This is a genomic window from Enterococcus sp. DIV1337a (assembly GCF_051712285.1).
Classification (GTDB): Bacteria; Bacillota; Bacilli; order Lactobacillales; family Enterococcaceae; genus Enterococcus; species Enterococcus faecalis.
The window spans coordinates 18108-42302 of the sequence record NZ_JBIOOP010000002.1 but is presented as its reverse complement, the minus strand read 5'-3'; the positions used below and the strand labels follow the sequence as shown (position 1 = coordinate 42302).

27 protein-coding genes and 4 pseudogenes are annotated in these 24195 nt (G+C 34.9%); 15 read left to right on the top strand and 16 right to left on the bottom strand.

Annotated features, from left to right (window positions below; translation table 11 throughout):
• The first annotated feature begins 17 nt into the window (after positions 1–17).
• The 6 genes from IGL49_RS12420 to IGL49_RS12395 all read left to right on the top strand — a co-directional run bounded on the left by IGL49_RS12420 (position 18) and on the right by IGL49_RS12395 (position 4042).
• On the top strand, positions 18–248 hold the full coding sequence (locus IGL49_RS12420) for a hypothetical protein (protein ID WP_002360849.1): 231 nt from the start codon (positions 18–20) through the stop codon (positions 246–248).
• Positions 249–845: 597 nt separating this feature from the next.
• Positions 846–1031, top strand: coding sequence for a hypothetical protein (locus tag IGL49_RS12415; protein ID WP_002362398.1), 186 nt, complete (start codon positions 846–848; stop codon positions 1029–1031).
• Complete coding sequence (locus tag IGL49_RS12410) at positions 1016–1207, top strand: DpnD/PcfM family protein (RefSeq protein WP_025186373.1); 192 nt, start codon at positions 1016–1018, stop codon at positions 1205–1207. Before IGL49_RS12415 ends, IGL49_RS12410 begins: the two co-directional genes overlap by 16 nt.
• A gap of 23 nt (positions 1208–1230) precedes the next feature.
• Entirely contained in the window at positions 1231–1821 is a 591-nt protein-coding gene (locus tag IGL49_RS12405) for a hypothetical protein (protein WP_002362400.1), read from the top strand.
• Between the two features lie 104 nt (positions 1822–1925).
• Positions 1926–2699: a Cas9 inhibitor AcrIIA9 family protein gene (locus IGL49_RS12400; protein ID WP_104858755.1), complete on the top strand. Its 774-nt coding sequence runs from the start codon at positions 1926–1928 to the stop codon at positions 2697–2699.
• On the top strand, positions 2699–4042 hold the full coding sequence (locus IGL49_RS12395) for a PcfJ domain-containing protein (protein ID WP_073438139.1): 1344 nt from the start codon (positions 2699–2701) through the stop codon (positions 4040–4042). The genes IGL49_RS12400 and IGL49_RS12395 overlap by 1 nt, the downstream gene beginning before the upstream one ends.
• Positions 4043–4318: 276 nt before the next feature.
• On the opposite strand, the gene pepG1 is transcribed toward IGL49_RS12395, so the two are convergent.
• The 6 genes and pseudogenes from pepG1 to IGL49_RS12365 form a co-directional block, all read right to left on the bottom strand.
• A complete protein-coding gene (gene pepG1 / locus IGL49_RS12390; protein WP_073438140.1) occupies positions 4319–4462 on the bottom strand; it encodes a type I toxin-antitoxin system toxin PepG1 in 144 nt (47 codons plus the stop codon).
• A 116-nt stretch (positions 4463–4578) separates the two neighbouring features.
• Positions 4579–4929 carry a PcfH protein gene (locus IGL49_RS12385; protein WP_104858756.1) on the bottom strand — a complete coding sequence of 117 codons (351 nt, stop codon included), beginning with the start codon at positions 4927–4929 and terminating at the stop codon, positions 4579–4581.
• A 32-nt stretch (positions 4930–4961) separates the two neighbouring features.
• Positions 4962–6647: a relaxase/mobilization nuclease domain-containing protein gene (locus IGL49_RS12380; RefSeq protein ID WP_104858180.1), complete on the bottom strand. Its 1686-nt coding sequence runs from the start codon at positions 6645–6647 to the stop codon at positions 4962–4964.
• On the bottom strand, positions 6648–7004 hold the full coding sequence (gene mobC / locus IGL49_RS12375) for a plasmid mobilization relaxosome protein MobC (RefSeq protein WP_002365872.1): 357 nt from the start codon (positions 7002–7004) through the stop codon (positions 6648–6650).
• Between the two features lie 245 nt (positions 7005–7249).
• Positions 7250–7522 (bottom strand): LtrD, encoded by a 273-nt coding sequence (locus IGL49_RS12370; RefSeq protein WP_073438450.1) that lies wholly within the window; start codon positions 7520–7522, stop codon positions 7250–7252.
• Between the two features lie 32 nt (positions 7523–7554).
• Positions 7555–8046: pseudogene (locus tag IGL49_RS12365) on the bottom strand (ArdC-like ssDNA-binding domain-containing protein); the annotation flags it as partial.
• Positions 8047–8123: 77 nt separating this feature from the next.
• On the opposite strand from IGL49_RS12365, the pseudogene IGL49_RS12360 reads away from it, so the two are divergent.
• From IGL49_RS12360 to IGL49_RS12350, 3 genes and pseudogenes are all read left to right on the top strand, one after another.
• A pseudogene (locus IGL49_RS12360) lies at positions 8124–9284 on the top strand (IS3 family transposase).
• Between the two features lie 439 nt (positions 9285–9723).
• Positions 9724–9939, top strand: a complete 216-nt coding sequence (locus IGL49_RS12355) for a leucocin A/sakacin P family class II bacteriocin (protein ID WP_010709166.1) — start codon at positions 9724–9726, stop codon at positions 9937–9939.
• On the top strand, positions 9940–10281 hold the full coding sequence (locus IGL49_RS12350; protein WP_002367792.1) for a bacteriocin immunity protein: 342 nt from the start codon (positions 9940–9942) through the stop codon (positions 10279–10281).
• 199 nt (positions 10282–10480) lie between these two features.
• On the opposite strand, the gene IGL49_RS12345 is transcribed toward IGL49_RS12350, so the two are convergent.
• A protein-coding gene (locus IGL49_RS12345) for an IS3 family transposase (RefSeq protein WP_104866402.1) occupies positions 10481–11643 on the bottom strand; the annotation gives its coding sequence in 2 pieces (ribosomal slippage) (positions 10481–11367 and positions 11367–11643; 1164 coding nt in all).
• A 76-nt stretch (positions 11644–11719) separates the two neighbouring features.
• On the opposite strand from IGL49_RS12345, the pseudogene IGL49_RS12340 reads away from it, so the two are divergent.
• Positions 11720–12232, top strand: a pseudogene (locus tag IGL49_RS12340) (IS256-like element ISEfm2 family transposase); the annotation flags it as partial.
• Positions 12233–12536: 304 nt separating this feature from the next.
• Here IGL49_RS12340 and IGL49_RS12335 read toward each other — a convergent pair.
• The 3 genes from IGL49_RS12335 to IGL49_RS12325 form a co-directional block, all read right to left on the bottom strand.
• Positions 12537–13574, bottom strand: coding sequence for a PTS sugar transporter subunit IIC (locus tag IGL49_RS12335; RefSeq protein ID WP_002355369.1), 1038 nt, complete (start codon positions 13572–13574; stop codon positions 12537–12539).
• Between the two features lie 25 nt (positions 13575–13599).
• Positions 13600–14538, bottom strand: coding sequence for a 2-dehydropantoate 2-reductase (locus tag IGL49_RS12330; RefSeq protein ID WP_002335374.1), 939 nt, complete (start codon positions 14536–14538; stop codon positions 13600–13602).
• Positions 14539–14665: 127 nt separating this feature from the next.
• Positions 14666–14995 carry an LPXTG cell wall anchor domain-containing protein gene (locus IGL49_RS12325; protein WP_073438924.1) on the bottom strand — a complete coding sequence of 110 codons (330 nt, stop codon included), beginning with the start codon at positions 14993–14995 and terminating at the stop codon, positions 14666–14668.
• Positions 14996–15111: 116 nt separating this feature from the next.
• On the opposite strand from IGL49_RS12325, the gene IGL49_RS12320 reads away from it, so the two are divergent.
• From IGL49_RS12320 to IGL49_RS12310, 3 genes are all read left to right on the top strand, one after another.
• Complete coding sequence (locus tag IGL49_RS12320) at positions 15112–16302, top strand: IS256-like element ISLgar5 family transposase (RefSeq protein ID WP_104858757.1); 1191 nt, start codon at positions 15112–15114, stop codon at positions 16300–16302.
• Between the two features lie 66 nt (positions 16303–16368).
• The gene (locus tag IGL49_RS12315) at positions 16369–16536 is read left to right on the top strand and encodes a hypothetical protein (RefSeq protein WP_002362382.1); all 168 of its coding nucleotides are present in this window, start codon (positions 16369–16371) and stop codon (positions 16534–16536) included.
• 195 nt (positions 16537–16731) lie between these two features.
• Positions 16732–17412, top strand: coding sequence for an IS6-like element ISS1N family transposase (locus IGL49_RS12310; protein WP_024046927.1), 681 nt, complete (start codon positions 16732–16734; stop codon positions 17410–17412).
• Positions 17413–17424: 12 nt separating this feature from the next.
• On the opposite strand, the gene IGL49_RS12305 is transcribed toward IGL49_RS12310, so the two are convergent.
• The 4 genes and pseudogenes from IGL49_RS12305 to IGL49_RS12290 all read right to left on the bottom strand — a co-directional run.
• Complete coding sequence (locus tag IGL49_RS12305; RefSeq protein WP_002358658.1) at positions 17425–17619, bottom strand: hypothetical protein; 195 nt, start codon at positions 17617–17619, stop codon at positions 17425–17427.
• 80 nt (positions 17620–17699) lie between these two features.
• Complete coding sequence (locus IGL49_RS12300) at positions 17700–18659, bottom strand: IS30-like element IS6770 family transposase (protein ID WP_002362389.1); 960 nt, start codon at positions 18657–18659, stop codon at positions 17700–17702.
• 471 nt (positions 18660–19130) lie between these two features.
• Positions 19131–20105: a choloylglycine hydrolase gene (bsh, locus tag IGL49_RS12295; RefSeq protein ID WP_002355428.1), complete on the bottom strand. Its 975-nt coding sequence runs from the start codon at positions 20103–20105 to the stop codon at positions 19131–19133.
• Positions 20106–20565: 460 nt separating this feature from the next.
• Positions 20566–20868: pseudogene (locus IGL49_RS12290) on the bottom strand (Tn3 family transposase); the annotation flags it as partial.
• 75 nt (positions 20869–20943) lie between these two features.
• Between IGL49_RS12290 and IGL49_RS12285 the strand changes: the two are divergent.
• Positions 20944–21624 (top strand): IS6-like element IS1216 family transposase, encoded by a 681-nt coding sequence (locus IGL49_RS12285; RefSeq protein WP_041591852.1) that lies wholly within the window; start codon positions 20944–20946, stop codon positions 21622–21624.
• A 163-nt stretch (positions 21625–21787) separates the two neighbouring features.
• A complete protein-coding gene (locus IGL49_RS12280) occupies positions 21788–22087 on the top strand; it encodes a type III secretion system protein PrgN (protein WP_104858766.1) in 300 nt (99 codons plus the stop codon).
• Positions 22088–22662: 575 nt separating this feature from the next.
• On the opposite strand, the gene IGL49_RS12275 is transcribed toward IGL49_RS12280, so the two are convergent.
• Positions 22663–23205, bottom strand: coding sequence for a hypothetical protein (locus IGL49_RS12275; RefSeq protein WP_033788522.1), 543 nt, complete (start codon positions 23203–23205; stop codon positions 22663–22665).
• Between the two features lie 9 nt (positions 23206–23214).
• Entirely contained in the window at positions 23215–24066 is an 852-nt protein-coding gene (locus IGL49_RS12270; RefSeq protein ID WP_033788523.1) for a ParA family protein, read from the bottom strand.
• Between the last annotated feature and the right edge of the window lie 129 nt (positions 24067–24195).

Below are 24195 nucleotides of genomic sequence, written 5' to 3'. Positions count from 1 at the left end.
TATAGGAGGGTAATTCAATGAAAGATCTTTCTCGTGAAGAAGTTTTAACTTATTTAGAAAACAATGTGGTAGATAAACAAGGTGCTGCAAAAATTACAGGCCAATCATTAAATGCCTTCACACAATCCGTAAAATTGAATGCAATTAAGCCTTACTTTGAAATTAAACATGTAAACGGTGAACGACCTACTGTACGCTTGTATCACGTAGACGATTTAAAGGAATACGCAAAAAATAAACGAAGATAAAAGAGAACTCCCTTCTTTTATTCTCGTTTATTTTTTTATATAAAATCCTTAGTTTATTTTATGACTATTCACTGAAAAATCGTCTTTCCATTTTTTCATACCTAATTACTTTGTTTAGTGTTTATTTCTATCTCGCTCCAACCGCCACCACCGCTCGAAAGAAATGCCTTGCTAAAGCAAGGCAAAAGAAAAGAAAGAACTAGCCGCTTTGCGTCTAGTTCTTTTAAGTGCATTAAAATTTCGCCTCTTTGGCTCATGCTTTTACGGACGTGTGTCCTCTCAATCGTTTTATGACCGCTCATTGTCGTCTGTCCCGGTCAGTCGCTATTTGTTACAGTATCATAGCCAGTCGAAAAGACAAGGGTATATGAACTCACTCCGTTCGCCCTTGTCTTTTCTTGGTGTCTATGATTCTTTCTCGGCACAGCAACCGACCGAAACATACTGGCGAAAATGAACAATCAACTCTAAAAACGAAAGGAGGATAGTGTCCCACGTCCTAGCATGAGCCAAAGAAGCGAACAGCTTCCCTCCCTCACGCCAGACAAAAATGGTTGCTCGAAAACAAAAATCAAAACCAGAAAGGAAGTAGTAAAAATGAACGACCCACAGCTAAAAAATCAGCTAGAGCAGGCACGTAAAGAATATCAGAAGTTAAATAAAGCCATTCTTGAAAATGATACGCCTACATTGTTACTAAACTATGGTTGTCTGAAAAATGCCAATAATCGTTTGAATCAGTTAGCATTCTTTTTAAATCACATTGAATGGAAGGACATATAAATATGTCAGAAAAAAAGAAAAAATATTGTGTGACAATTGTTGAAACCTTAGAGGTAGCTGTTTCTGTATTTGCTGAAAGCGAAGAACAGGCACATGAATTGGTTTCTAACATGTATTACGACCAAGAAATTATCTTGACAGAAGAAAATCACGAAGCAACAGAGTTTATCATTTAAAACAACGAAAGAGGAGAGCTTTTATGGGAACACGAACAGCAATTTTTAAAGAACAAGCAGACGGAACGTATCAAGGCATATATTGTCACTGGGACGGTTATATAGAGGGCGTAGGCGCTGTTTTATATGAACATTACCAAGACCCTGAAAAAATTCAAAAAGTTATCAATCAGAAAAAAGGCCTGTCCTGTTTAGGAGTGAAAGAAAACGTACTTTACGAATACGACAATGTCGGCTGTCGGGAACTAACTTGTTGTGGTTGGCACGAGTTTTGTCTATATGTTCGACCAGAAACAGAAATGTATCTTGCACAATCATTAGAAGAAATAAGAGAACAACAATACTTCACGCTAACTGACCTTGACCGAATTGATGGTTGGACGGAACTCGTTGAAGGGAAAGTAACCTTTACACCTTATCGTGGCTCTGATAACAACGGCTATTTATATGCACAACGTCAGTCTGGAGAGTGGCTAGTAAGCACCATGAATTGCAATGGAGATATGAAAGATTTTGAACCATTATCAAAGTATTTCCACGAAAAAAAGACAAAAAAAGAAACCTTTTGCGGCGAACAAAAGATTTCTAAAGAATTGGTAGTTATACCTGAATAAATTTGTAATTCAAGTATAACGTAACTCAAGACCTTTGACAAGTGAATTTTCCCCAACCTCTTATTCATAAGAGGTTGGGCTAACAAAAGAAACGAGGGAACGTTATGGACTTTCAAAATATACAAACCGTAAAAGAATTGATACACGCACTTAAACAATACAATCAAAATCTAGCAACCACTATTTTTGACGATACACAAGGTTATATCAGTGTAGCTTTCAGAAAAGAAAGTATTGAAAGAAACGGAAAAACCTTCCAGTTTTTATGTTTCTATCCTAATTATGAAGTAGCTCTTTATCCAGTCGTGACGTTGCTTTCTTATCTTGAAAAGCTACCAGAACAAGCCACCATTGCGATTAAAGACCCAGACGGCAACTATTCTTCCCTTTATCTAACAATTGACGAAACAATAGACCAAGGGAATAAATACAAGTGGCTAGTAATTAGTGACAAACTTTCTTATGAACACTTTTTCCTAACAAGTACATTGACTGCACAAGAACAAGCACTTGAAAAAATGCTAAAAGAACTAGAAACCGAGCATGACGACACAGTCGAATATATCCATAATTGGCTATGCAACCAAAATGATGAATCCCTTTTTCAAGGTATTCTAAAGGAAGATAGAACCATAAAAGGCGCTGTCACTTACTGCATGGGAAAAGCCAAAGAACAAGCAGAAAACCAAACAAGTGCTATGGTGCCAGACGAGGTAGCATTTAATTGGATAAAGGAATATTTCATGCTTGATAAACTACCCGAAATAAAAGCCATGGGAAAGGTAATGACGACTGCCAAAAAGCAACCGACAAAAAAAGAAGAGCCTAAACCTCAAAGAAAAGAGGTGGACGAACAAATTAAATTGTTCGAGTTATAATGAATATGAATCGGGAAATACAAAAACCACTAACCCCACCCAAAGCATTTTTTGATTGGTGTACATCACAAATACCCACGTATGAATGGAAAAACAAAAAGGAGACAATTCTTGCGAGTTCTCGCAAGAATTGTCCGATTATCAAAAAGCGATTAACAAAGGCCTCAAGGCTCTCTTATCCTACAAAATTTTATTCATTCGGTATTATCCTTATCAGTAAAAAACGAATAGAAATTCAAACGTATAGCTATTGGCACACGATAAAGGACGGTAAAGAAACGCTTATTTATGAACAGTCAAACTTTGAGCGTTTTTCAAACGATACCCACCTCAAAGCCCATTACAACCATGGCGACTGGTATGAGGGCTTGTTGTCAAATTATGGTTTTATGAGTAGTGCTTATACAAATACGGTATTTTATCCAAATAACTGGCAAGAAAAACTAACCACTGTATCGGAATTAAAATACTTACAGTTACCTGAAATAGAGCGCCATGAACTGGCACATATTTATAAATACCGAAACGAAATTGAGTTTTTACAAAAGATAGGAGCAACAACTCTTGCGAATGAAATCATTTTTGACGACTATCGCAACGTTTTTGGACTGTATTTTCATAAAGCAGATATGAGAGTGATTACTAAGAAATGGCTAAAAGCGAATAAACAAAAATTAAAAACAAGAAATCCAACCTTTCATGAATTCATGTTAGAAAAAACGTTAAAAGAGCGAAATGCGCCTATGATAAACGAAATAGAAAAGTACGTGCATTATTCGCAAATCAAGCAATTACCGAAAGAAGTGAACTTAACCAAGTTTCAAAAATGGTTTATACGAAAAGGGGAGCGTTTTGACTATTATATGGACTATTTACACATGTTAGAAGAGTTGAACACCCCACTTAATAACGATAGTGTATTGTATCCTGAAAACTTACAAGTAGCTCACGATAACGCTATGAACACGCTAAACCTTTTGAAAAGTGAGTTTGAAGAAAAGCAGTATCAAGAACGGAAAAACCAAATTAAAGCATTAGAAGCTGAAATTGACGACTTACTTTTTCTCACACCACATTCATTACAAGAAATCATTCAAGAAGGAAGTATTCTACACCATTGTGTGGGCAGTCAACATTATATCGAACGGCATACACAAGAAAAAACAACGATTGTTTTCATCCGAAGAAAAGAAAAACCAGATATGCCTTACTTCACATTAGAATGTCGAAATCAACAGGTTATACAAATACAAGGAAAATGTAACCGTCAGGAAATACCAGAAAAGATAAAACAAGCAGTCAGACAATGGCAAGAGAATTTACAGCACGCCTTATCATCATAATATAAGACAAACCTGATACTCGCTTTTAGCGAGTATCTTCTTGATTAGAAATCAAGAAAAGAGCGTTTTTTTCAGCGCGCCAAACTCCCACCGCCACCGCCGTTAAGGCGCGCTGAAAAAAAAGAAAGGCTTCCGCCTTTCTTCTTGTAGAGAATGTGTTATAATAAACATGTAAAGAGGACGTACTAGTCATACGCCCTCATGATAGCACCGCTAAAGACGGTGGCAAGTTTTAACAGATTTTAGAAATAATCGTCAGCCTGCTAAAGTAGACGGTTATTTCTTTTTGTCATTTTTAAGCAAATCCACAATCAACTTAATCAATGCGATGGTAAACATACCAAAGCTTAATATCAGCTGAATTGTTTCCAATGCAGACAAAAGGCTTCCCCTTTCTTTGGATTTTGGAAGTACGCACATACGCACCACCTCACTTTCGGATTGGATAGCCACCGTCATTAAACTTTACTATCGCCTCTATTATAACATAAAAAATAGTACATTTTTTATTCAATACTTCTTAAACGTAAGATAAGCTATTCATCCCAAAGTTTACTTGGCACCCTGCTCAACAAATTAGAAAAATCCAGAAACCAACTGCCTATATCTTCGTTCCACGCAGCTAGATAATGGAAAAATAGAACGATCAATCCAAATAAAAGCCAAGCAATCCAACTTGACCATTCCATTCTAAGTTCTTCAGTTGTTAAAATCACAATCGGGTAAATTAAAAAAATAAAAGCTAAAATTCGAGCAACGATTAGTATTAAAGTGGTAGTAAAACCACTAGTAAGAATCGTTAACAGCCCAATGTAACGGAAAAGAAGACGTAGAATAAAACAGGGTAAAAATAACACTACAGACAATCCTCGTTTCAAAATAAGCATAAAACTCTCCTTTCATTCCTTAACAGTTGTTTTTATAATTTGGGTTTGACATTATTTTGGTTTGCGGTTTCTTTTTTTTGTACAGCTTGAATTTCATGAAGTTGATTGATTTCATTTCGCGTTCGTTCCAATTTATTCTCTAACAGAGATTGACTGGTTTTAATTGCTTCTATTTCCCCTCGAACATCTTCATAAGAAAATTCCGCAAGTGTTGCGTCTGGTAACAATGTTTTCAATTTTTGCTGAATCAACTCTAGTTCTCCATTCAGTTCGTTTTCTAATAAGAGGTTGCTTAACTGGTGCAACTCCAACATCTTCTCGTCAAGAGTTTCTAAAGTTTCTTCTGCTTCAAGAAAAGCAGCTTCTAATTTCTCTTCTAATAATTCTAGTTGTCTTGTGTCCTCAATTTCATTAGCTGCTAAAAAATTAATAGCGTTGACTAATTCATCGATGGTTCGCATCACAGGTTCCTTTTTCAGTGGTGTTTGGCCATTATACAAGCGTAATTGTTTAATCAAAGTTTCACCAGTCATATACCGATTCCGGTCTGCATTTTTTTCATTCATCAGATAAAAAAAATCTTTACGTTTTACATAAATATTATACTGACCATTTTCAAGTGGATCTACTTTGTACGCCCCAATAAAGACTTTTCCTCTCTCTCCAAAGCCAAAATCAACATTTACATAATACCCTCTTGTTGTTTTATGAGAAATCTGCCACTCATCAATAGTTAATTGATAGTCAAATTCATTTTTAGACTTCTCACTTTTTTCTACATATTTTTCAACAACCTCTTTCAAAGTTAAAACACTTTTATTTTCTTTCAATCGTTCAACAATCTTTTCATAATTATATCTAGTGGGGTCATTTTTTGACAAGCTTCGACTACGAGTATTTTTTATTTGTGGTTCGTCAAGTAATCGATAGGTCGTCCACTTTTTAGAAAAGTCTACCGATAAATTCAAAGCTTCTGCTTTTTCTAAGAAATCATTAATTGAAGAACTTTGTTCTAATAAAAAGTCTAAACGAGATTTTATTTTTTCCTTGTATAACGATTCAGTTTCCCACATGGTATATTTTTTATGCGAATTTTTTGGTGATTTTTCGATTATTTTTGCACCTTCCTTCGCTGCAATCTTATCCGAAATTTGTTCGAAGACTCTTTTGGTTCCTTTTTGCCAACGAAAGGCTTTACCTGTTTTTAAGTTGGTTGAACTAAAAATAATATGATTGTGTAAATGTTCCTTGTCGACATGTGTTGCGATCACAAATTCATACTCTCCACCCGTCAATTCCATCACCGTGTTGTATCCTATTTCATGTGTTTTTTCTGGCGTTAAATCATCTTCTGGAGAAAATGATTGGATTAAATGGTGTGCTAAAACGGCGTTGCCTTTTTCTAATTCTGTTAACGTTGGTGGAAGCAATCGTTCTGATTTTGGATCGAATGTGTACCCGATTTTTCGTTGAATTGCTGCTTGTAATTTTGTTAATTTAAATTCTTCATAAGGATTTGTTGGATCCACAATGCCATGCCCAGAAACTAATTTTTTCATGTACGTCTTATCGTCATTTACAATATATTGAAATAAATGTTCCAAGTGTTCAGACGGATTATCATTCGTGACTTCAGTTTTTTCTGCATTCTCAATATACGAGCAGGCATTGTTTAATTTATCAAATGTATGAATAACAAAATGTTTTGTATACACCATTTACGATTGTTCCTTTCTCTTTATTAATTTGTTTAATTCGCTCTGAACCAGCGCATTTAAACTATGAACTTTATCGGTCAAATCTTTAATATCTTCAGACGAAATTTCGTGAAACTGATTGGCCAGACGAGCCATTTGATTAATATTAATGCCAATTTTATGAATTTCGGTAGTTAGTCTGTTGAGTTCGGAATAGTCAACGTGGCGAATCTCTCCTTGAATCAAAAGGTGCAATGCAAAATTTTGAAAGTTCGGAAAGAAACTTTCTTCAATTTTTCGTTTGATTAAGTTATTTTCTTCTTCTGATAGTCTAACTATTCTTTGAATAGGACGTTTTAGCTTTTGTTTATTCTCCATAATTATTTCTTCTTTCTTTTACATAATAAGTAGTCTCCTTAGTTTGACAATTGGTTACACCCAAGGGTAGGCTTTCTTTTTGCGAGCAGAGCAACATGCTAGCATGTTGCGATATTTTGAATGACTCCTACCAAAAATACTGGTAGGAGTCGTTCAAATTTTTGGGGTTCCCCCAATCCCCATCGCTACACTTTGACATTTATTGACGTTTCAACTTACCAATTTTGACCTTTATTTTTTCTTTCTTATTGATAAGGAGCTAATAACTCATCCAGAAAGACCAAATACGCGTCATTTCCTTTCAACTTTCGTAAATAAGTGGCTGCTTCTTCGTAAGGAAATAAATCAATTTCTAATTCTTTTTCTTTAAAATCATGAATCAACGTATCCAGTTCTTTTAGCACCGTTCCTTTTGATTTTTCTTTCTTTTTCTGGTGGACTCTTGGTTGTTCACTAAGCGGGTCTGCCAAGAAAAATTGTATCAGAATAAATTTACTTTCGTCCGTTAATTGGTCCATTTTGTTTTCTCCTTTTCTCTTATTATTTGTTTTTAAAATCGAGTAGAATTTGCTATTTGAGCAGAAATTTTTGGTTCATTTTGTTGCCTTTTTTGCTCGTTAGCTTGGGACTTTCCCACTTCAGTTTCTTTTTTCTTCGCGTTCAATAAACGTTCTTCAAATTTATTTTGGGGAAGTTGAATGCCTTTTTCTATGGATAAAGCATGGTCAGCTTTTTCAATTAGCGTACGCGCCTCTTTCGTGATTGTTTCTAACGATTGCGTAAATTCTTCTAACTTTTCTCCTTGCTTCGTCCAAGAAGAAAGATAACCAAAAGAATACGAGGACGTATCCAGCCCTAAGTGACGGGAGACAATATAGGCAACTGATTCCGCTTCAAATTCTTGTCGAGAATAAACGTCATCTCCAAATATCGCTTGCGAATCTGGGTGAAGCATGGCATGCGTCATTTCATGAAGTAAGACTTTTAAAGTCATCACTTCTCCTAAATGTTGTAGGAGGACAATTTCTTTTTTCGTTGGATCATTGGATAGGCTACAATTAACTAGACAGAAAAATTAAGGTGTGTAGACTAGAAGAAAACATACCAGGAGGAATTTTTATGTCTAAGAGAACACGAAGAACTTTTTCACAAGAATTCAAGCAACAAATCGTCAATCTTTACTTAGCTGGAAAGCCACGTGTAGAAATCATTCGAGAATATGAACTAACGGCTTCAGCATTTGACAAATGGGTAAAGCAATCTAAAACGAGTGGTTCATTCAAAGAAAAAGATAATCTTACGCCTGAACAAAAAGAATTGTTAGAACTACGTAAAAGAAACCAGCAATTAGAAATGGAAAATGATATTTTAAAGCAAGCAGCGCTGATATTCGGACGAAGAGACAAGTAATCGATGCGAATAAGCATCTTTACCCTATATCAGCGATGTGCAGAATATTAGGTCTATCACGTCAGTCCTATTATTATCAATCAAAACCAAAGAAAGACGAATCAGAACTTGAAGAAGTAGTCGCTGAAGAATTTATCCGCAGCCGAAAGGCCTACGGCTCAAGAAAAATAAAAAAAGCCTTATCAAAACGAGGCATTCAGATCAGCCGACGAAAAATTAGTAGAATCATGAAAAATAGAGGATTAAAATCGAGCTATACTGTTGCTTATTTTAAAGTACATCATTCTACTTGCAATGAAGCCAAAACGACAAACGTATTGAATCGTAAATTCTTAAGAGACAACCCATTAGAAGCGATCGTAACAGACTTGACTTATGTACGAGTCGGGAAAAAATGGAATTATGTCTGTTTCATTTTGGATCTGTTCAATCGAGAAATTCTCGGCTATTCTTGTGGAGAACATAAAGATGCCGTTCTAGTAAAAAGCATTTAGCCGTATCAAACAACCTCTGACAGAGGTTGAGATTTTTCATACTGATCGTGGAAAAGAGTTTGATAACCAAGCTATTGATGAATTATTAACAACTTTTGACATCAATCGATCATTGAGTCATAAAGGCTGTCCTTTTGATAATGCCGTAGCTGAATCAACTTATAAGTCGTTGAAAGTAGAATTTGTCTATCAATACACATTTGAAACCTTACAACAATTGGATTTGGAGTTATTTAACTATGTCAATTGGTGGAACCACCTTCGGTTGCACGGTACACTTGGCTACGAGACACCGGTTGGTTACCGTAACCAGAGATTGGCGCAGCGAATCCTTGATAATGAGCTCGGATGTGCTAACGCTAGCGAGGCAGTCTAACTTTAACTGTTAGCTCCTGCCGAAGATCGTCACATCCGAGGAGGCTCATTGTCAAGGACAATCGGAATAGCATACGGAAAGAAGTTCTGCACCTTATAAAATTTGTCAAAAAAACTGTTCCCATTCCACAAAAAAATAGCTAAAAAACTCACTGCTCTAATCGACAGTGAGTTTTTGTGTAATACATACTAATTTATGATTAAAATTTTTTGGTTTTTAGTAGGATTGAATATTGTTATTTGGACATACGGTTTTTACAAGCATTTTTAGTTGAAGAGGTAAAAAAGGTAAATAGGTAGATTCTTTTTAATTATATATACCTCCTTACAAAAATGTTAGAAAAAAACTTTTATTGTATCGTTTACAAAACTATACCAATAACTATATAATTTCTATATAGAAGACGTTTTCTAATTTTTATTTTTCGAGGTGAACATTAATGAAAAAGAAATTAGTTAAAGGTTTAGTTATTTGTGGCATGATTGGGATTGGTTTTACAGCATTAGGAACAAATGTAGAAGCTGCCACATATTACGGAAATGGTGTGTATTGTAATAAGCAAAAATGTTGGGTAAATTGGGGACAAGCTTGGTCAGAAGGAGTTAAACGTTGGGGAGATAATTTGTTTGGTAGTTTTAGTGGAGGAAGGATTTAAATGATTGATATTGAGGAAACAAAAAAAATAATTCATGAACTATATAATAGTTTAATGAAGCGTGATAAGACCAAAGCTATATTAGATATTACAGATGTTTTGTTGCAAGTCTATAAAAAAATAGATAGCGAAAAATATCCAGAAATATTAATAAATAAATTGGTAAATTATATCTATATTGTTGGATTTGACAATAAAATTCATTTTTTAGGAAATGATGAAAAGTTATTAATTGAATTGGGAGATATATCTAAAAAGGCTGGAATTAACAGTAAATATAAAGCTAATTTTACAGATAAATCTCAATTCTATAGTTATTCTGAAAAAGTACCTATTAGATAATTATAAATTAGTATGTATTACACAAAAACTCACTGTCGATTAGAGCAGTGAGTTTTTTAGCTATTTTTTTGTGGAATGGGAACAGTTTTTTTGACAAATTTTATAAGGTGCAGAACTTCTTTCCGTATGCTATTCCGATTGTCCTTGACAATGAGCCTCCTCGGATGTGACGATCTTCGGCAGGAGCTAACAGTTAAAGTTAGACTGCCTCGCTAGCGTTAGCACATCCGAGCTCATTATCAAGGATTCGCTGCGCCAATCTCTGGTTACGGTAACCAACCGGTGTCTCGTAGCCAAGTGTACCGTGCAACCGAAGGTGGTTCCACCAATTGACATAGTTAAATAACTCCAAATCCAATTGTTGTAAGGTTTCAAATGTGTATTGATAGACAAATTCTACTTTCAACGACTTATAAGTTGATTCAGCTACGGCATTATCAAAAGGACAGCCTTTATGACTCAATGATCGATTGATGTCAAAAGTTGTTAATAATTCATCAATAGCTTGGTTATCAAACTCTTTTCCACGATCAGTATGAAAAATCTCAACCTCTGTCAGAGGTTGTTTGATACGGCTAAATGCTTTTTTTACTAGAACGGCATCTTTATGTTCTCCACAAGAATAGCCGAGAATTTCTCGATTGAACAGATCCAAAATGAAACAGACATAATTCCATTTTTTCCCGACTCGTACATAAGTCAAGTCTGTTACGATCGCTTCTAATGGGTTGTCTCTTAAGAATTTACGATTCAATACGTTTGTCGTTTTGGCTTCATTGCAAGTAGAATGATGTACTTTAAAATAAGCAACAGTATAGCTCGATTTTAATCCTCTATTTTTCATGATTCTACTAATTTTTCGTCGGCTGATCTGAATGCCTCGTTTTGATAAGGCTTTTTTTATTTTTCTTGAGCCGTAGGCCTTTCGGCTGCGGATAAATTCTTCAGCGACTACTTCTTCAAGTTCTGATTCGTCTTTCTTTGGTTTTGATTGATAATAATAGGACTGACGTGATAGACCTAATATTCTGCACATCGCTGATATAGGGTAAAGATGCTTATTCGCATCGATTACTTGTCTCTTCGTCCGAATATCAGCGCTGCTTGCTTTAAAATATCATTTTCCATTTCTAATTGCTGGTTTCTTTTACGTAGTTCTAACAATTCTTTTTGTTCAGGCGTAAGATTATCTTTTTCTTTGAATGAACCACTCGTTTTAGATTGCTTTACCCATTTGTCAAATGCTGAAGCCGTTAGTTCATATTCTCGAATGATTTCTACACGTGGCTTTCCAGCTAAGTAAAGATTGACGATTTGTTGCTTGAATTCTTGTGAAAAAGTTCTTCGTGTTCTCTTAGACATAAAAATTCCTCCTGGTATGTTTTCTTCTAGTCTACACACCTTAATTTTTCTGTCTAGTTAATTGTAGCCTATCCACTTACTGTTTATTACCGATGGCTTAAAAGGCATGAAAGATACGATTCACCAGATTTATCCTAAAGCTAAATACCAACATTGCTGTGTTCATGTTTCCCGTAATATTGCTCATAAAGTACGTGTCAAAGATCGAAAAGAAATATGTGATGATTTTAAGGCTGTTTATCAAGCTAGCTCAAAGGAAGAGGCAAATACCTTTTTAGGGAGTATGATTGAGAAGTGGCAGAAAACTTATCCTAAAGTGACGCAGTCACTGATAAAAAATCAAGATTTATTGACTTTTTATGAGTTTCCGCCTGGTATCCGCCGAAGCATTTACTCAACTAATTTAATCGAATCTTTCAATAAACAAATCAAGAAATACAGCCGCAGAAAAGAGCAGTTTCAAAATGAAGAATCACTAGAGCGTTTCCTAGTATCCATCTTTGATACATACAATCAAAAATTCTTAAATAGAAGCCATGAAGGCTTCCAACAAGTGACGGATACATTAGCTTCAATGTTTACTGAGTAACCCATTATTTTGCAGAAGGACGAGTTATTTACACAAAATTATTGACGCTCCCGGTTGGTACAACAAGAATTGCAGTAGCATAGTCACCATTGATGAAACTACTTAATGATTAAATTGAGCAATTTCTCAAATAGCACAAACTGCTCTTCATAAAACGAAAAGCAGTTCATAATGTATTTAGATATTTCATTGTGCTATTGACCAGAAACACACTATTTAAGGTACCTTTCTCTTTTCGCTGAGATTCACCAACTTCAATTGCACAAAAAAGCGTGAGCACAAGGCTCACACTTTTTCTAGTTGACTATCCTAAAAATTCGAAAACATCTTTACGATCATACAATTTCAAGATTTTTTCAAATAAGATTTGACCTACGAAAGCAGCTACGATTGGTACAACAAACCAGCTGATTAATAGTAGAATAATACTCAAACCGGCGTCCAATGAAGCCAACGGACCTACCAACCCTACCAAACCGAAACCAGCAGAAGCAGGAGTCCCTGAGACTGAGAATAACGCTACTGGAATTGCTGAGATGATAGCGGTGAATAGACATGGCACCAAGATAATTGGTTTCCTAAACAAGTTTGGCATCATCATTTTCATAGCACCCAATGCGATGGCCAAAGTAACCCCTGGTTTGTTGACTTTCCAAGAGTTAACTACCAAGACAACTGTTGTTGCGGCAACACCCATAGCGGCTGCACCAGCAGAAACACCGTTCAATTGAATTGCCATACCAATGGCAACTGTAGAGATCGGCGAGATAATCAAGAAAGCAAAGGAACATGCAATCAAGATTGACATCAAAATTGGTTGCAAAGTAGTAAAGGTATTAATTAAGTCACCGATAGCGGCAGTAATCTTGGTTACGTAAGGATATAAATAATAGCCGATTAGACCAGCGCCGATACCAACAACGATTGGTGTTGCAACAATTGCCACGGACCCAAATTTTTCGCCGATCAACAAGATCATGCCGACAGCGATTGATGCAGTAATCATGGTATTGATGATGTCTCCGGTACCAGCACCGATATAAGTAGCTGTGTCAGGATTGAATTTCACAACACCGGAGCCAACGAAAGCTGCACCGGCAACTACTAACATTTGCATTGGTTTGAAGCCAAACTGCACCGCAATCAAAGCGCCAATCAATAGTGGAGTAGCTAGTTGGAAAATAACTGCCATTTGTGTGATCGTTACTGCTAAGGTATTTTCACCAAATAATTTCAAAATTGCTGCCAATACCGCGTTAGGAATCAACCCTACGATGATCCCCGTTGCGGTACCCGCTAATACTTTATTTAAAAATATTTTTGGAGTTAATTTTTCTTCCATTTTCTCATCCTCTTTCTAATGATTACTATTTCGCTCCTAGAATTTCTTCTTTACTATGAACCAGTTGCGTTAAGAAATCACAGTAAGGAGTTACTACTCCATATTTTTTACCTTTACGAGAAATGGCTCCGTTGATGTAGTCAATCTCGGTCAAACGGTTATTTTTTATCAAGTCTTGGTGCATCGATGGGAAATGCATACCAATCGTAGTCGGGTCAAAACAAGTTTCTACATGTTCGATTACTTCGGGAATGTCTAAGTTGACGTTTTCTTTGGCAGCAACAGCTGCAAATTCGTTAACAATAGTCACTACCATGTCATGAGCAGGTTTGGTTGCACCAAGCCCCGCCATATTGACGTCTAAAATCGTGCATAAGCCATTCATCGTACCATTGACACAAGCTTTACGATAAATTGAATAATGAATGTTGTCGGAATATTTGGCATTTAAACCAGACGCGGACAAAGTTTCCGCCAATTTTTTCGCTGATTCTTCTTGGCCAATACCTAGATTTTGCAATTCAACAGACCCGCTGCCAAATAATTTAGCCTTGCCGGGACCTTCTAGACCAGCAGTCCACATGGTGTTGCCGATAAAGATTTTTTCCATCGGTACGAATTTTTCGATTACGTCTTCATGACCGATACCGTTTAAAAGACACAAAACTTCTGTGTGATCAGCAATTAATGGTTTAACATCCTGCAGCATTTTTTCCAACTGCATTGCCTTCGTGAATAAGATAATCAAATCAAATTGCTCACCAGTGGGCACCTCATTCTGATTAACAATTGGGACTTTAACAGTAATTTCTTCGCCATTATAATTAGCCTTCAATCCGTTTTCTTTGATGGCATTGATATGCTCCTGCCAGCCGTCGATTAGCAAAACATCGTTACCACCTTGTTTCAACATCAGTCCGAACCGGGAACCCATCGCGCCGGCCCCTGCAATTGCAATTTTCATAAATAAAAGCCTCCAAACTTAATTTATAATAAGTGAACATTTTCACATTTCTCATTATAGAGTTTTCATTCGGAAACTTCAAGTAGGAGAGTGTAAAACTTGCGACCATGCTTTTATAAATACTTAATTAGATTCTCTTTTTAAAAATGAATGCTGATCCTAATACCATTAATGAACCTAGGACAGACAATGCAATATTTTCTGTTTCTCCTGTTTTTGGTAAAACTTTCATTCTTCCGTCTGAACCTTTAACCGTTACTGTTCCGTTTTTTTGAACGTCTGCTCCAATTTCTTTATCTTCAACTTTCTTTGTTGTTCCGTCTGCTAATTGAATAATCGGTTTACTATCTTCAACTGCGACAATCACAACGCCTGTATCTGTATTAACTGGGTTTTCGTTTGAATGCTTTTTTCCTAGCTTTTCTTTTATTGATAATTTAAAATATAAATCAAACAACTATTGTATGACAATAACGGGAGAGAGTGTAAAATATTTTGTGTAAATAGAAAAAAGGAAGTCCCTTCTGTAGAATAGAGTTACCACAACACATTCACAGAAGAGAGGACTTCCCTATGAACGATTTTACTACAGAAATTCTAAAGACTCTAGCGAACAAAGGCGATTTGAATGAATTATTCCGTGTCCATTTGGAGAAAGCAGTCAATACGCTTCTCAAAACGGAGTTAACGGCTTTCCTAGATTACGAAAAGTATGATCGCATTGGTTTTAACACGGGTAATTCTCGTAACGGCTCCTATTACCGTACGGTCAAGATCGAGTATGGGGAACTTCATCTCCAGATTCCGCGCGACCGCAATGGTGAGTTCAAGCAACAGACTATTCCTGCTTATAGACGGACGAATGACACGTTAGAGGAGACCGTCATTCACCTCTTCCGAAAAGGTATTACCATGTCGGAAATCGCAGACTTGATTGAGAAAATGTATGGGCATCACTACACGCCCCAAACCATGTCCAATATAACAAAATCATTTACAGAAGAGGTAACGGCGTTTAAAGGGCGGGAGCTTCATGACCGTTATGCTGCTATTTATATGGACGCAACGTATATTCCGTTAAAGCGGAAAACCGTCGCCAAGGAAGCTATTCATATCGCAGTTGGCATTCGCCCGGACGGATCAAAGGAAGTATTGAGCTATGCGATTGCACCGACTGAATCCATCACGATTTGGGAGGAAATTTTATTGGACCTTCAAGAGCGCGGTTTGAAAAATGTCCTCCTGTTCATCACGGATGGCTTAAAGGGGATGGTAGGAGCGATTAGTCGGTTCTATCCCAAAGCTCGTTTTCAACATTGTTGTGTACACGTTTCCCGTAATATCAGTCACAAAGTGCGTGTCGATGATCGTAAGGAAGTCTGTGATGATTTTAAAATGGTGTATCAAGCCTCATCTAAAGAGGTGGCGTTGGAAGCACGTGGTGCTTTTGCGGAAAAATGGAAAACCAGCTATCCAAAAGTGGTTGAATCGATTCTTTCAAACGATCACTTGCTCACTTTCTATGATTTCCCCTTGGTCATACGCAAGAGTATTTATTCTACGAACTTGATTGAATCCTTTAATAAGCAAATCAAGAAATACAGCCACCGCAAGGAACAGTTCCAAAACGAAGAGTCGATGGAACGTTTCTTAGTCTCGTCTTTTGATACTTACAACCAAAAATTCCTAGGTCGCAGTCATAAAGGCTTTCAACAGGCCGAAGGCGAACTTGAACAAATGCTAAGCCAACTGATTGAGAATTAGAAACAATCTGCAGTAGGGAAGAATCATTTACACAAAATTATTGACGCTCCCTAACGGGAGGATCCTATGAAAGAAGATAAAATACATGTTTTAAGTTTATTCATATCTAGTATAGTTTTATTCTTAATAACAATTATTTTTCACGAAATTGCTATCGGTCTGGTTATCGCATTAATTTGTTTTCCCATTAGTAATTCTATTGCAAAAAAAATATATCAAAAGAACAAGCAATAAAAAATAAGCAATCCGAAACTCTTTAGTAAATTCGGGCTGCTTATTTTTTTATGATAATTGCTCTATAACACTCTTGCTCATATTTTTTAAATGCTTAAGTTCTAAAAATTCCATAACTTGAAGGGTTCTGTTGCAAAGTTTCCAAAAAATCTATTTTAGTGTAAAATTGAGAAAAAAGACAGAGAGGACAGAGTAATGAATCATTTTAAAGGCAAACAATTCAAAAAAGACGTCATTATTGTCGCTGTTGGTTACTACCTGCGTTACAATCTAAGCTATCGTGAAGTTCAGGAATTGTTATATGATCGTGGAATAAATGTTTGTCATACTACGATTTATCGTTGGGTGCAAGAGTACAGCAAAGTCCTCTATTATCTTTGGAAGAAGAAAAATAGACAATCCTTCTATTCATGGAAAATGGACGAAACCTATATCAAAATTAAGGGACGTTGGCATTATCTTTATCGTGCAATTGATGCGGACGGCTTAACCTTAGATATCTGGTTACGAAAGAAACGGGATACGCAAGCAGCCTATGCTTTCTTAAAACGACTCCATAAACAGTTTGGTGAGCCGAAAGCAATTGTGACCGATAAAGCACCTTCTCTTGGCTCCGCCTTTAGAAAGTTACAGAGTGTGGGTTTATATACTAAGACAGAGCACCGAACTGTGAAGTATCTTAACAATTTAATAGAACAAGACCATCGACCTATTAAACGACGGAATAAATTTTATCAAAGTCTCCGTACAGCCTCTTCCACGATTAAGGGCATGGAGACCATTCGAGGAATATATAAAAAGAACCGAAGAAATGGAACGCTCTTCGGCTTTTCGGTGTCTACTGAAATCAAGGTATTAATGGGAATACCAGCCTAAGATATTTGGAGTTCAGAGAGGGCGCGTTTGATTTTCAAACTTTGCAACAGAACCCTTCACTTTATCGACAAACGCTATAACAAACGGATTCATTTGTAATTCATTTTCATGCGCATAATTTATTTCTGCTGTAAAAATTGGTACATTACTGGGCACCATTCCTAAAACTGACGCAGAAATCATTAAAATAGCACATACTTTTTTCATTTCGATTCAAACTCCTTCACATTTTTTAGTCTTTTAAATAAATACTAATACACCTATCACATTTATAACTCTATGATTTGTCAAATTAAGCTAGAATAAAATGCTTCTTGTACATAGCTCAAAAATATTTCGATTGGTGTTCTGTAATTCAATGATTTTCTTGGAATATGATTACGTTGATTGCTGACACTGGAAATAAATGTCTGATTCACTTCTCTAAAATCCATTGATTTCGGCAGTCCATTACGACGCAGAATCCCGTTAGAATTCTCGTTTAATGGGCGTTGAGAAGGTGTTCCAGGGTCCGCAAAATATATATCAATATCATGTTGGTTACTAATGGCTTTCCAGTTAGAAAATTCTTTTCCACAGTCAAACGTAATAGATTTAAAGAAGTTTTTAGGGAAGCGAGAAAACCATTGATTAAGGGCAGTTTCAATATCTAATGCCTTACGGCCGTTGGGTTTAATCGTGATAATGACTTTAGATAACCTTTCAACTAAAGTAATGACGGCACTTTTATGATGAATGCCAACGATCGTATCACCTTCAAGGTGACCAAACTCAGAATTGAAATCAGGATAATTATCAGGTCGATCATGGATTGAGCGCTGATACTGTTGTTTTCCCCGTTTTTCCTGATGGCCATTGGGTTTTCTTTTACCTTTCATCGGTAGTGTGTCAATATCAAATATTCCTTTAGAAAATAAACGATAAAGTGTTCTCATACCGCATGAAACAGGCCTTTCTTTTCGCCCGATAATGACGTCAGGCGTCCAACCAAGAGTGACTTTCTCTTTAATGTAATCTACTTCATGAGCAGGTAATTGAATGACTTTTCTCCCACATTTTTTCTTATTTTCTTTATACTGGTGCCAATAATCAAGAGCAGTCTTGCCTTGGTTGAACTTATTGACTACACTATAAATAGTTTGTATAGCACGTCCCATTCGGTTAGCGATTTCAACCGGCTTATTATGTTGAAGATAATATGATTCTATCATTGTCAGTTCGTCTATGGTAAGATGTTTGTAGGTCATTTATGGTTACACTCCTTTGTTTTCTTTCGTCGGAAATACAATTTGAGTGTACCATAAATGCCTTTTTATTTTTCTAACTTAATTTTACAATTCGCGCTCTATATTTTTTTTACACTTCAAAAAAATTATGCGGACAATCGTAGTTACTCTTATAACAAGCTATCCTTCTTATTAAAAAATTACAAGCGTTTACTATTCATTTTTTTATAGAAAATATGAATACAAAAAAACAACTATTCGTTTTATAAGAATAGTTGTTTTTGATATTAATTGTTAAACCCTTTTTTTCTCAAAAATCCACTTTTTCATGTAATACTGTACTTTTTTTGTCATCTTTCCTTAAAGCATCTAATTTGTTTAATTTATCATCAATTACCTAGTAGTTATCAATAACTTAAATCTACTCTTCTATTATTCCCGTTTATTTAAACTCATTTCGAAAATACTTATAAAAACAAGAATTACAACAAATTAATTAGCATAGTTAATTTGTTGTGTTTCCACCATTGGATAAACAATTAAGCTATCCTTCTCTAAATTTTCCTTATTCATATCCACAGCAGTAATTTGACTATTGTCATACGTACGATAGTAATAAATTCCCTTTTCCAGGTTACAACATGAAGAATAAATCGTATACTCATATTTTTCATCACCAACATCACACAATCCTTTTTGTTGTTCGACAGAACTTAAAATATGAAAAAATTGGCTAATACTTTCATATTCTGAACTTCTTGATACAGAATTTAACTTAGTAAAAGTTGCTTTTACAAATCTAGATACTGATGATAAATCTCCTGGCAACCCAATACCACCCATTCCTCTACTATAAATATCTAACTCTATTTGATCTGAAAAATTATTTTTTGGAGTTCTAGTTGAAAGTACACGATAATTGTTTAAATTAAATAATTGGTAATCAAATGTTGGGTTATTTGTTAATACGCCTACAGGATTATCAAATACACGTAAGCCTTCTTTCGTGCTTTCAACCACAATAGATTGCTCTTTATCAGCCAACAGCCAATGGAGAGGGGATAACGGAAGTTCATCACTAAAATTAATATTTACTAAATTAAGATTCTTCAATAATTTTTTTGCTTCATCTACAGTAGAGCATTGGCCCAATACCCAAGGAATAAACTCAAATGGAGAAACATTTTCTTTTCCTTCTTCAATTTTTTTATAATCTGCATAGCCTGAAAAGTTTAATCCAGCCATTCCTAATCCTTTTTCATTTATTGCATCATAATAAAGCGGATAATCAGCAATCCCAGCAGCAATTCCAATTATTGCAAAATGATGATCTAAATTTCCAACTTCTCGAAATGAAAACTTATAATTTCTCGGCGTAATAGTAACCACCTCATTATAAGAAATTTCATAATCAAAATTCCTTCCAAAGTAATGATCTTTTGATACATAAGTAATTGCTGTACACATAATCAATTCCTCCTATATACTAATTCAGTCACTAAAATAGTACACCCAATACTCTTTTTTATCAAATTTAACCTATCCACAAAATGGCTAAACAATATATGAACATTCAATTTAAATATCACAGTTCCTAACTGACATAAAAAGATATATTAACTAAAAAACTAGCTATTTTTATTTTATAACAGGAACTGTTGCTACATAAAAATTACTAACCTAAATACTTTAATCATATTCAAAGTTTATACAAATAAAGTATGCTCAACTTAAATGACCTACTACATACTTAGTAAATGGCGTCACTGGAACATCCGTACAGAAAATAGCGGTAGTGAGACATGAAAAAACAAGAAATGCTGTTAAATCAACGTTTCTTGTTTTTTTCTTTTTCTCTTCAGAAATATTCTTCTGGAACATTCGTGCAGAAAATAGCGCTAGGATTTAAAACACGAACATTTTAGTTTTATTGTGTATTTAAAGGACGCAAATGTCCATTTTTCAAGGAAGGATCATATCGAAAAGAGTATTTACAAACAAAGTTAATATGCTCAACGAGAAGTGGTGATAATTTATTGATTTTCTCTTCTGAACAATCAAATCCTTCTACACGCATTTGGTCAATTACTCTTTCTAAATAGAGCGTATTCCAATAAATAATTGCATTTGTCACAATACTAAGAGCAGTCAATTGCTCTTCCATTCCGTCAATATAGGTTTGATATAGTTTGCCCTTTTTCCCATAAAATATGTGGCGACATAATGTATGCGGTTCTGTTGCAAAGTTTTAAATCTACTATCAAATAAGGTAGAATAATAGAAAAAGATAGCAGGAGGAATGACGGTGAATCATTTTAAAGGAAAGCAATTTCAGCAGGATGTGATTATTGTAGCCGTGGGCTACTATCTTCGTTATAACCTTAGCTATCGTGAAGTTCAAGAAATCTTATATGATCGTGGCAGTAACGTTTCTCATACGACGATTTATCGTTGGGTGCAAGAATATGGCAAACTACTCTATCAAATTTGGAAAAAGAAAAATAAAAAATCCTTTTATTCATGGAAAATGGATGAAACGTACATCAAAATTAAAGGAAAATGGCATTATTTGTATCGAGCCATCGATGCAGATGGTTTAACCTTGGATATTTGGTTACGTAAAAAACGGGACACACAAGCAGCCTATGCTTTTCTTAAGCGGTTAGTGAAGCAGTTTGATGAACCGAAGGTTGTAGTCACAGATAAAGCCCCCTCTATTACAAGTGCCTTTAAGAAACTAAAAGAATACGGCTTTTATCAAGGGACAGAACATCGTACCATTAAATACCTGAATAATTTGATTGAACAAGACCATCGTCCAGTAAAGAGACGCAATAAATTCTATCGAAGTTTACGCACTGCCTCTACCACGATTAAAGGCATGGAAGCCATTCGAGGATTATATAAGAAAACCCGAAAAGAAGGTACTCTCTTCGGGTTTTCGGTCTGTACTGAAATCAAGGTATTATTGGGAATCCCAGCTTAAATCATAGATACCGTAAGGGATTTTATTCTTTATTTAAAACTTTGCAACAGAACCAAAGAAGATCAACAAAAAAGAAGCAGGTACGCCCTTCCCTTATTGCATGGTTTTTAGTACAATATTACTGCAAACGCATTAATAACCTAAGAAAGGAAGCTTACCCACCATGCCTAGAAAAATCTTTGTATATCCACACCCTATCAACGCATACATTATCAAGCAACTAGGGATTACTGTAGAAGAATTTTGTGAATTACATGCTTTCTCTCAAGGAACTGTCTCTTCTTGGATTACTCGCAACAAAAAAATTGAAACACTTCCTATTTCATTTATTCATTCTCTTTCTTTGTCGGCCAGCAAAACTATGGATCAGGTATATTCAGACCTTTTAAAACTGCAAGACGATTATTTGCTGCACCTGGAACGTTACAGACGTACTAAAAAAATTATTGATGATGAAGTTTAGTGTAACACGGGTTAACAATATTTCTATTTTTTTGTTCAATCAAAACCAAGTAACAGCAATTCTTATTTTTAGATTATTACACCTTAGGATTATCTGTACAAACCTATCTATAAATAACAAGTCGGCGAAAAATGCCTAGCTGTTTATCCATTTCAACTTCTACATTTTGTTTCTTTCTATTACTTATATATCAATATTTATTATGTATTACTTACCACTTTTAATACATTTAGTTACTACCTTAAATCGCTTTATCTAATACTTTTTTCCTATACTTATAACGTAAATAACGTTTTTATTTTATTTAGCTACTACCTATCAATATTTACTTACTACTTTAATAGAATTTATCTACCACCTTTTATTGAAATTCATTACTTATACATCAGTATTTAATATATATTACTTCTTATTACCTACCACTTTTATTGTATTTAATTACCACCTTAAATATATTTAAACATACGTAAGAAAGTGTGAAATTCAAAACTTATACTTTTCCTTATAGACTTAAAAAAAATCATTAAGTAATAAAAAAATACCTACCACTTTAAATAAATATGGTAGGTATTTTTTTATTTTCTTATTTTATCGTTGATTCCCCATTGTTTCTTTATATCAGTAAAAGTTTCTTGCTTTATTTCTTCAGACGAACGTATCACATTATTGTCTATATCTACATCAGGAATAATAGGATGGGCTTCTCTAAACAAATCTAATTCAAGGGCAACAGAATTAAGTAAATCATTTTTATCTTCTTGAGAAAGATTTAATCGAATATATTCATTTAAAGCTTTTCGCAATAATTCGTCTTTTTTCATATTTGTTTCATACTTTTCAACCATGATGCTTGCTGTAGCATTAGTAAGGGCAGATAATTTAACGGATTGCATTGCAGCGTAAACTTTATCAAATTTTGTTATTGGGGCACCTTTTCTTTTCTTTCGAATAGGTACTTCATGAGCTACAGAGCTTGTTTTCTGGCTTCTGAAGGTACTATGAGTCTTAGGAATATTACTTATAGTTGTTTCTTTTGACTTCTCCTTTGATCGCTGCTTTATTTTATCTAGTCCTTTATTACTACTACCAAAGATACCTAAGTTTTTAATCTCAGCCATTCTTTAAACCTACCCTTCATACCAATGTTCATGTTCTTCTAATTCGTCCAAAATGTTGATAAATAATTCATGGCATTTCTTATCCCATTGCTTTAATTTTCCTTTTTTAGTTAATTCAGTAGTGATACCTGATCCATCATATCTTTTAAGTCGTGCATTTTTTAACACAACGTTTTTAATTAAGTGCTCTCCATAGATTTCCTGTGCTTGATGATACATTTCTTTATCTACGGAATCACCGCTTTCTAACATAAATGGAACAACGCCAGCAACTTTTAAATTTGTATCAAATTCATTAGTAAAGAAGTCCATATATTCCAAATACTGCATAGCATTACGCATAGATTTGACTTGAGTTTGTAACACAACAATAGCCCAATCAGCTATATACATAGCAGATTTACTATAAATAGAAATTGATGGAGGTACATCCAAATAAATGACATCAAAATCATTAAATAGAGGGGATAATTTTTCTTCCATGTATTTAAACTTATCAATTGAATTAGGAAATCTATCTTTAATCCAATCATCGTATAATTCAAACGACATATCCGCAGGTAATATATACAGATTTTCAATAATCTTATAAATAGCGTCATGTGGATCAACATTTGAAATAAGTACGTCAGTAATTGTATTTGTGTATTCGATTAATTCGCCTTCCCCCCCGCCCTCATCTTTAGAAAAATTCATATGCGTTAAGTTCATAACATCAGAAGTATTTCCTTGCATATCTAAATCAATGATTAATGTTTTTAATTCCTTGAATTTTGCTGACTCAAATCCAAACATTTGAGCACAAGTACTTTTACCGACGCCACCTTTAAAGTTACCAATTACATATTTTTTTGCTACCATACATGCAACTTCCTCTCTAAGTACAATTTTACAAATATTATAACATACCACCAAAAATATAACTAGTTTAAATACCACCATAAATACTTAAGGTAGTAATTAATTTCAATCCAACAATAATCACTGTGG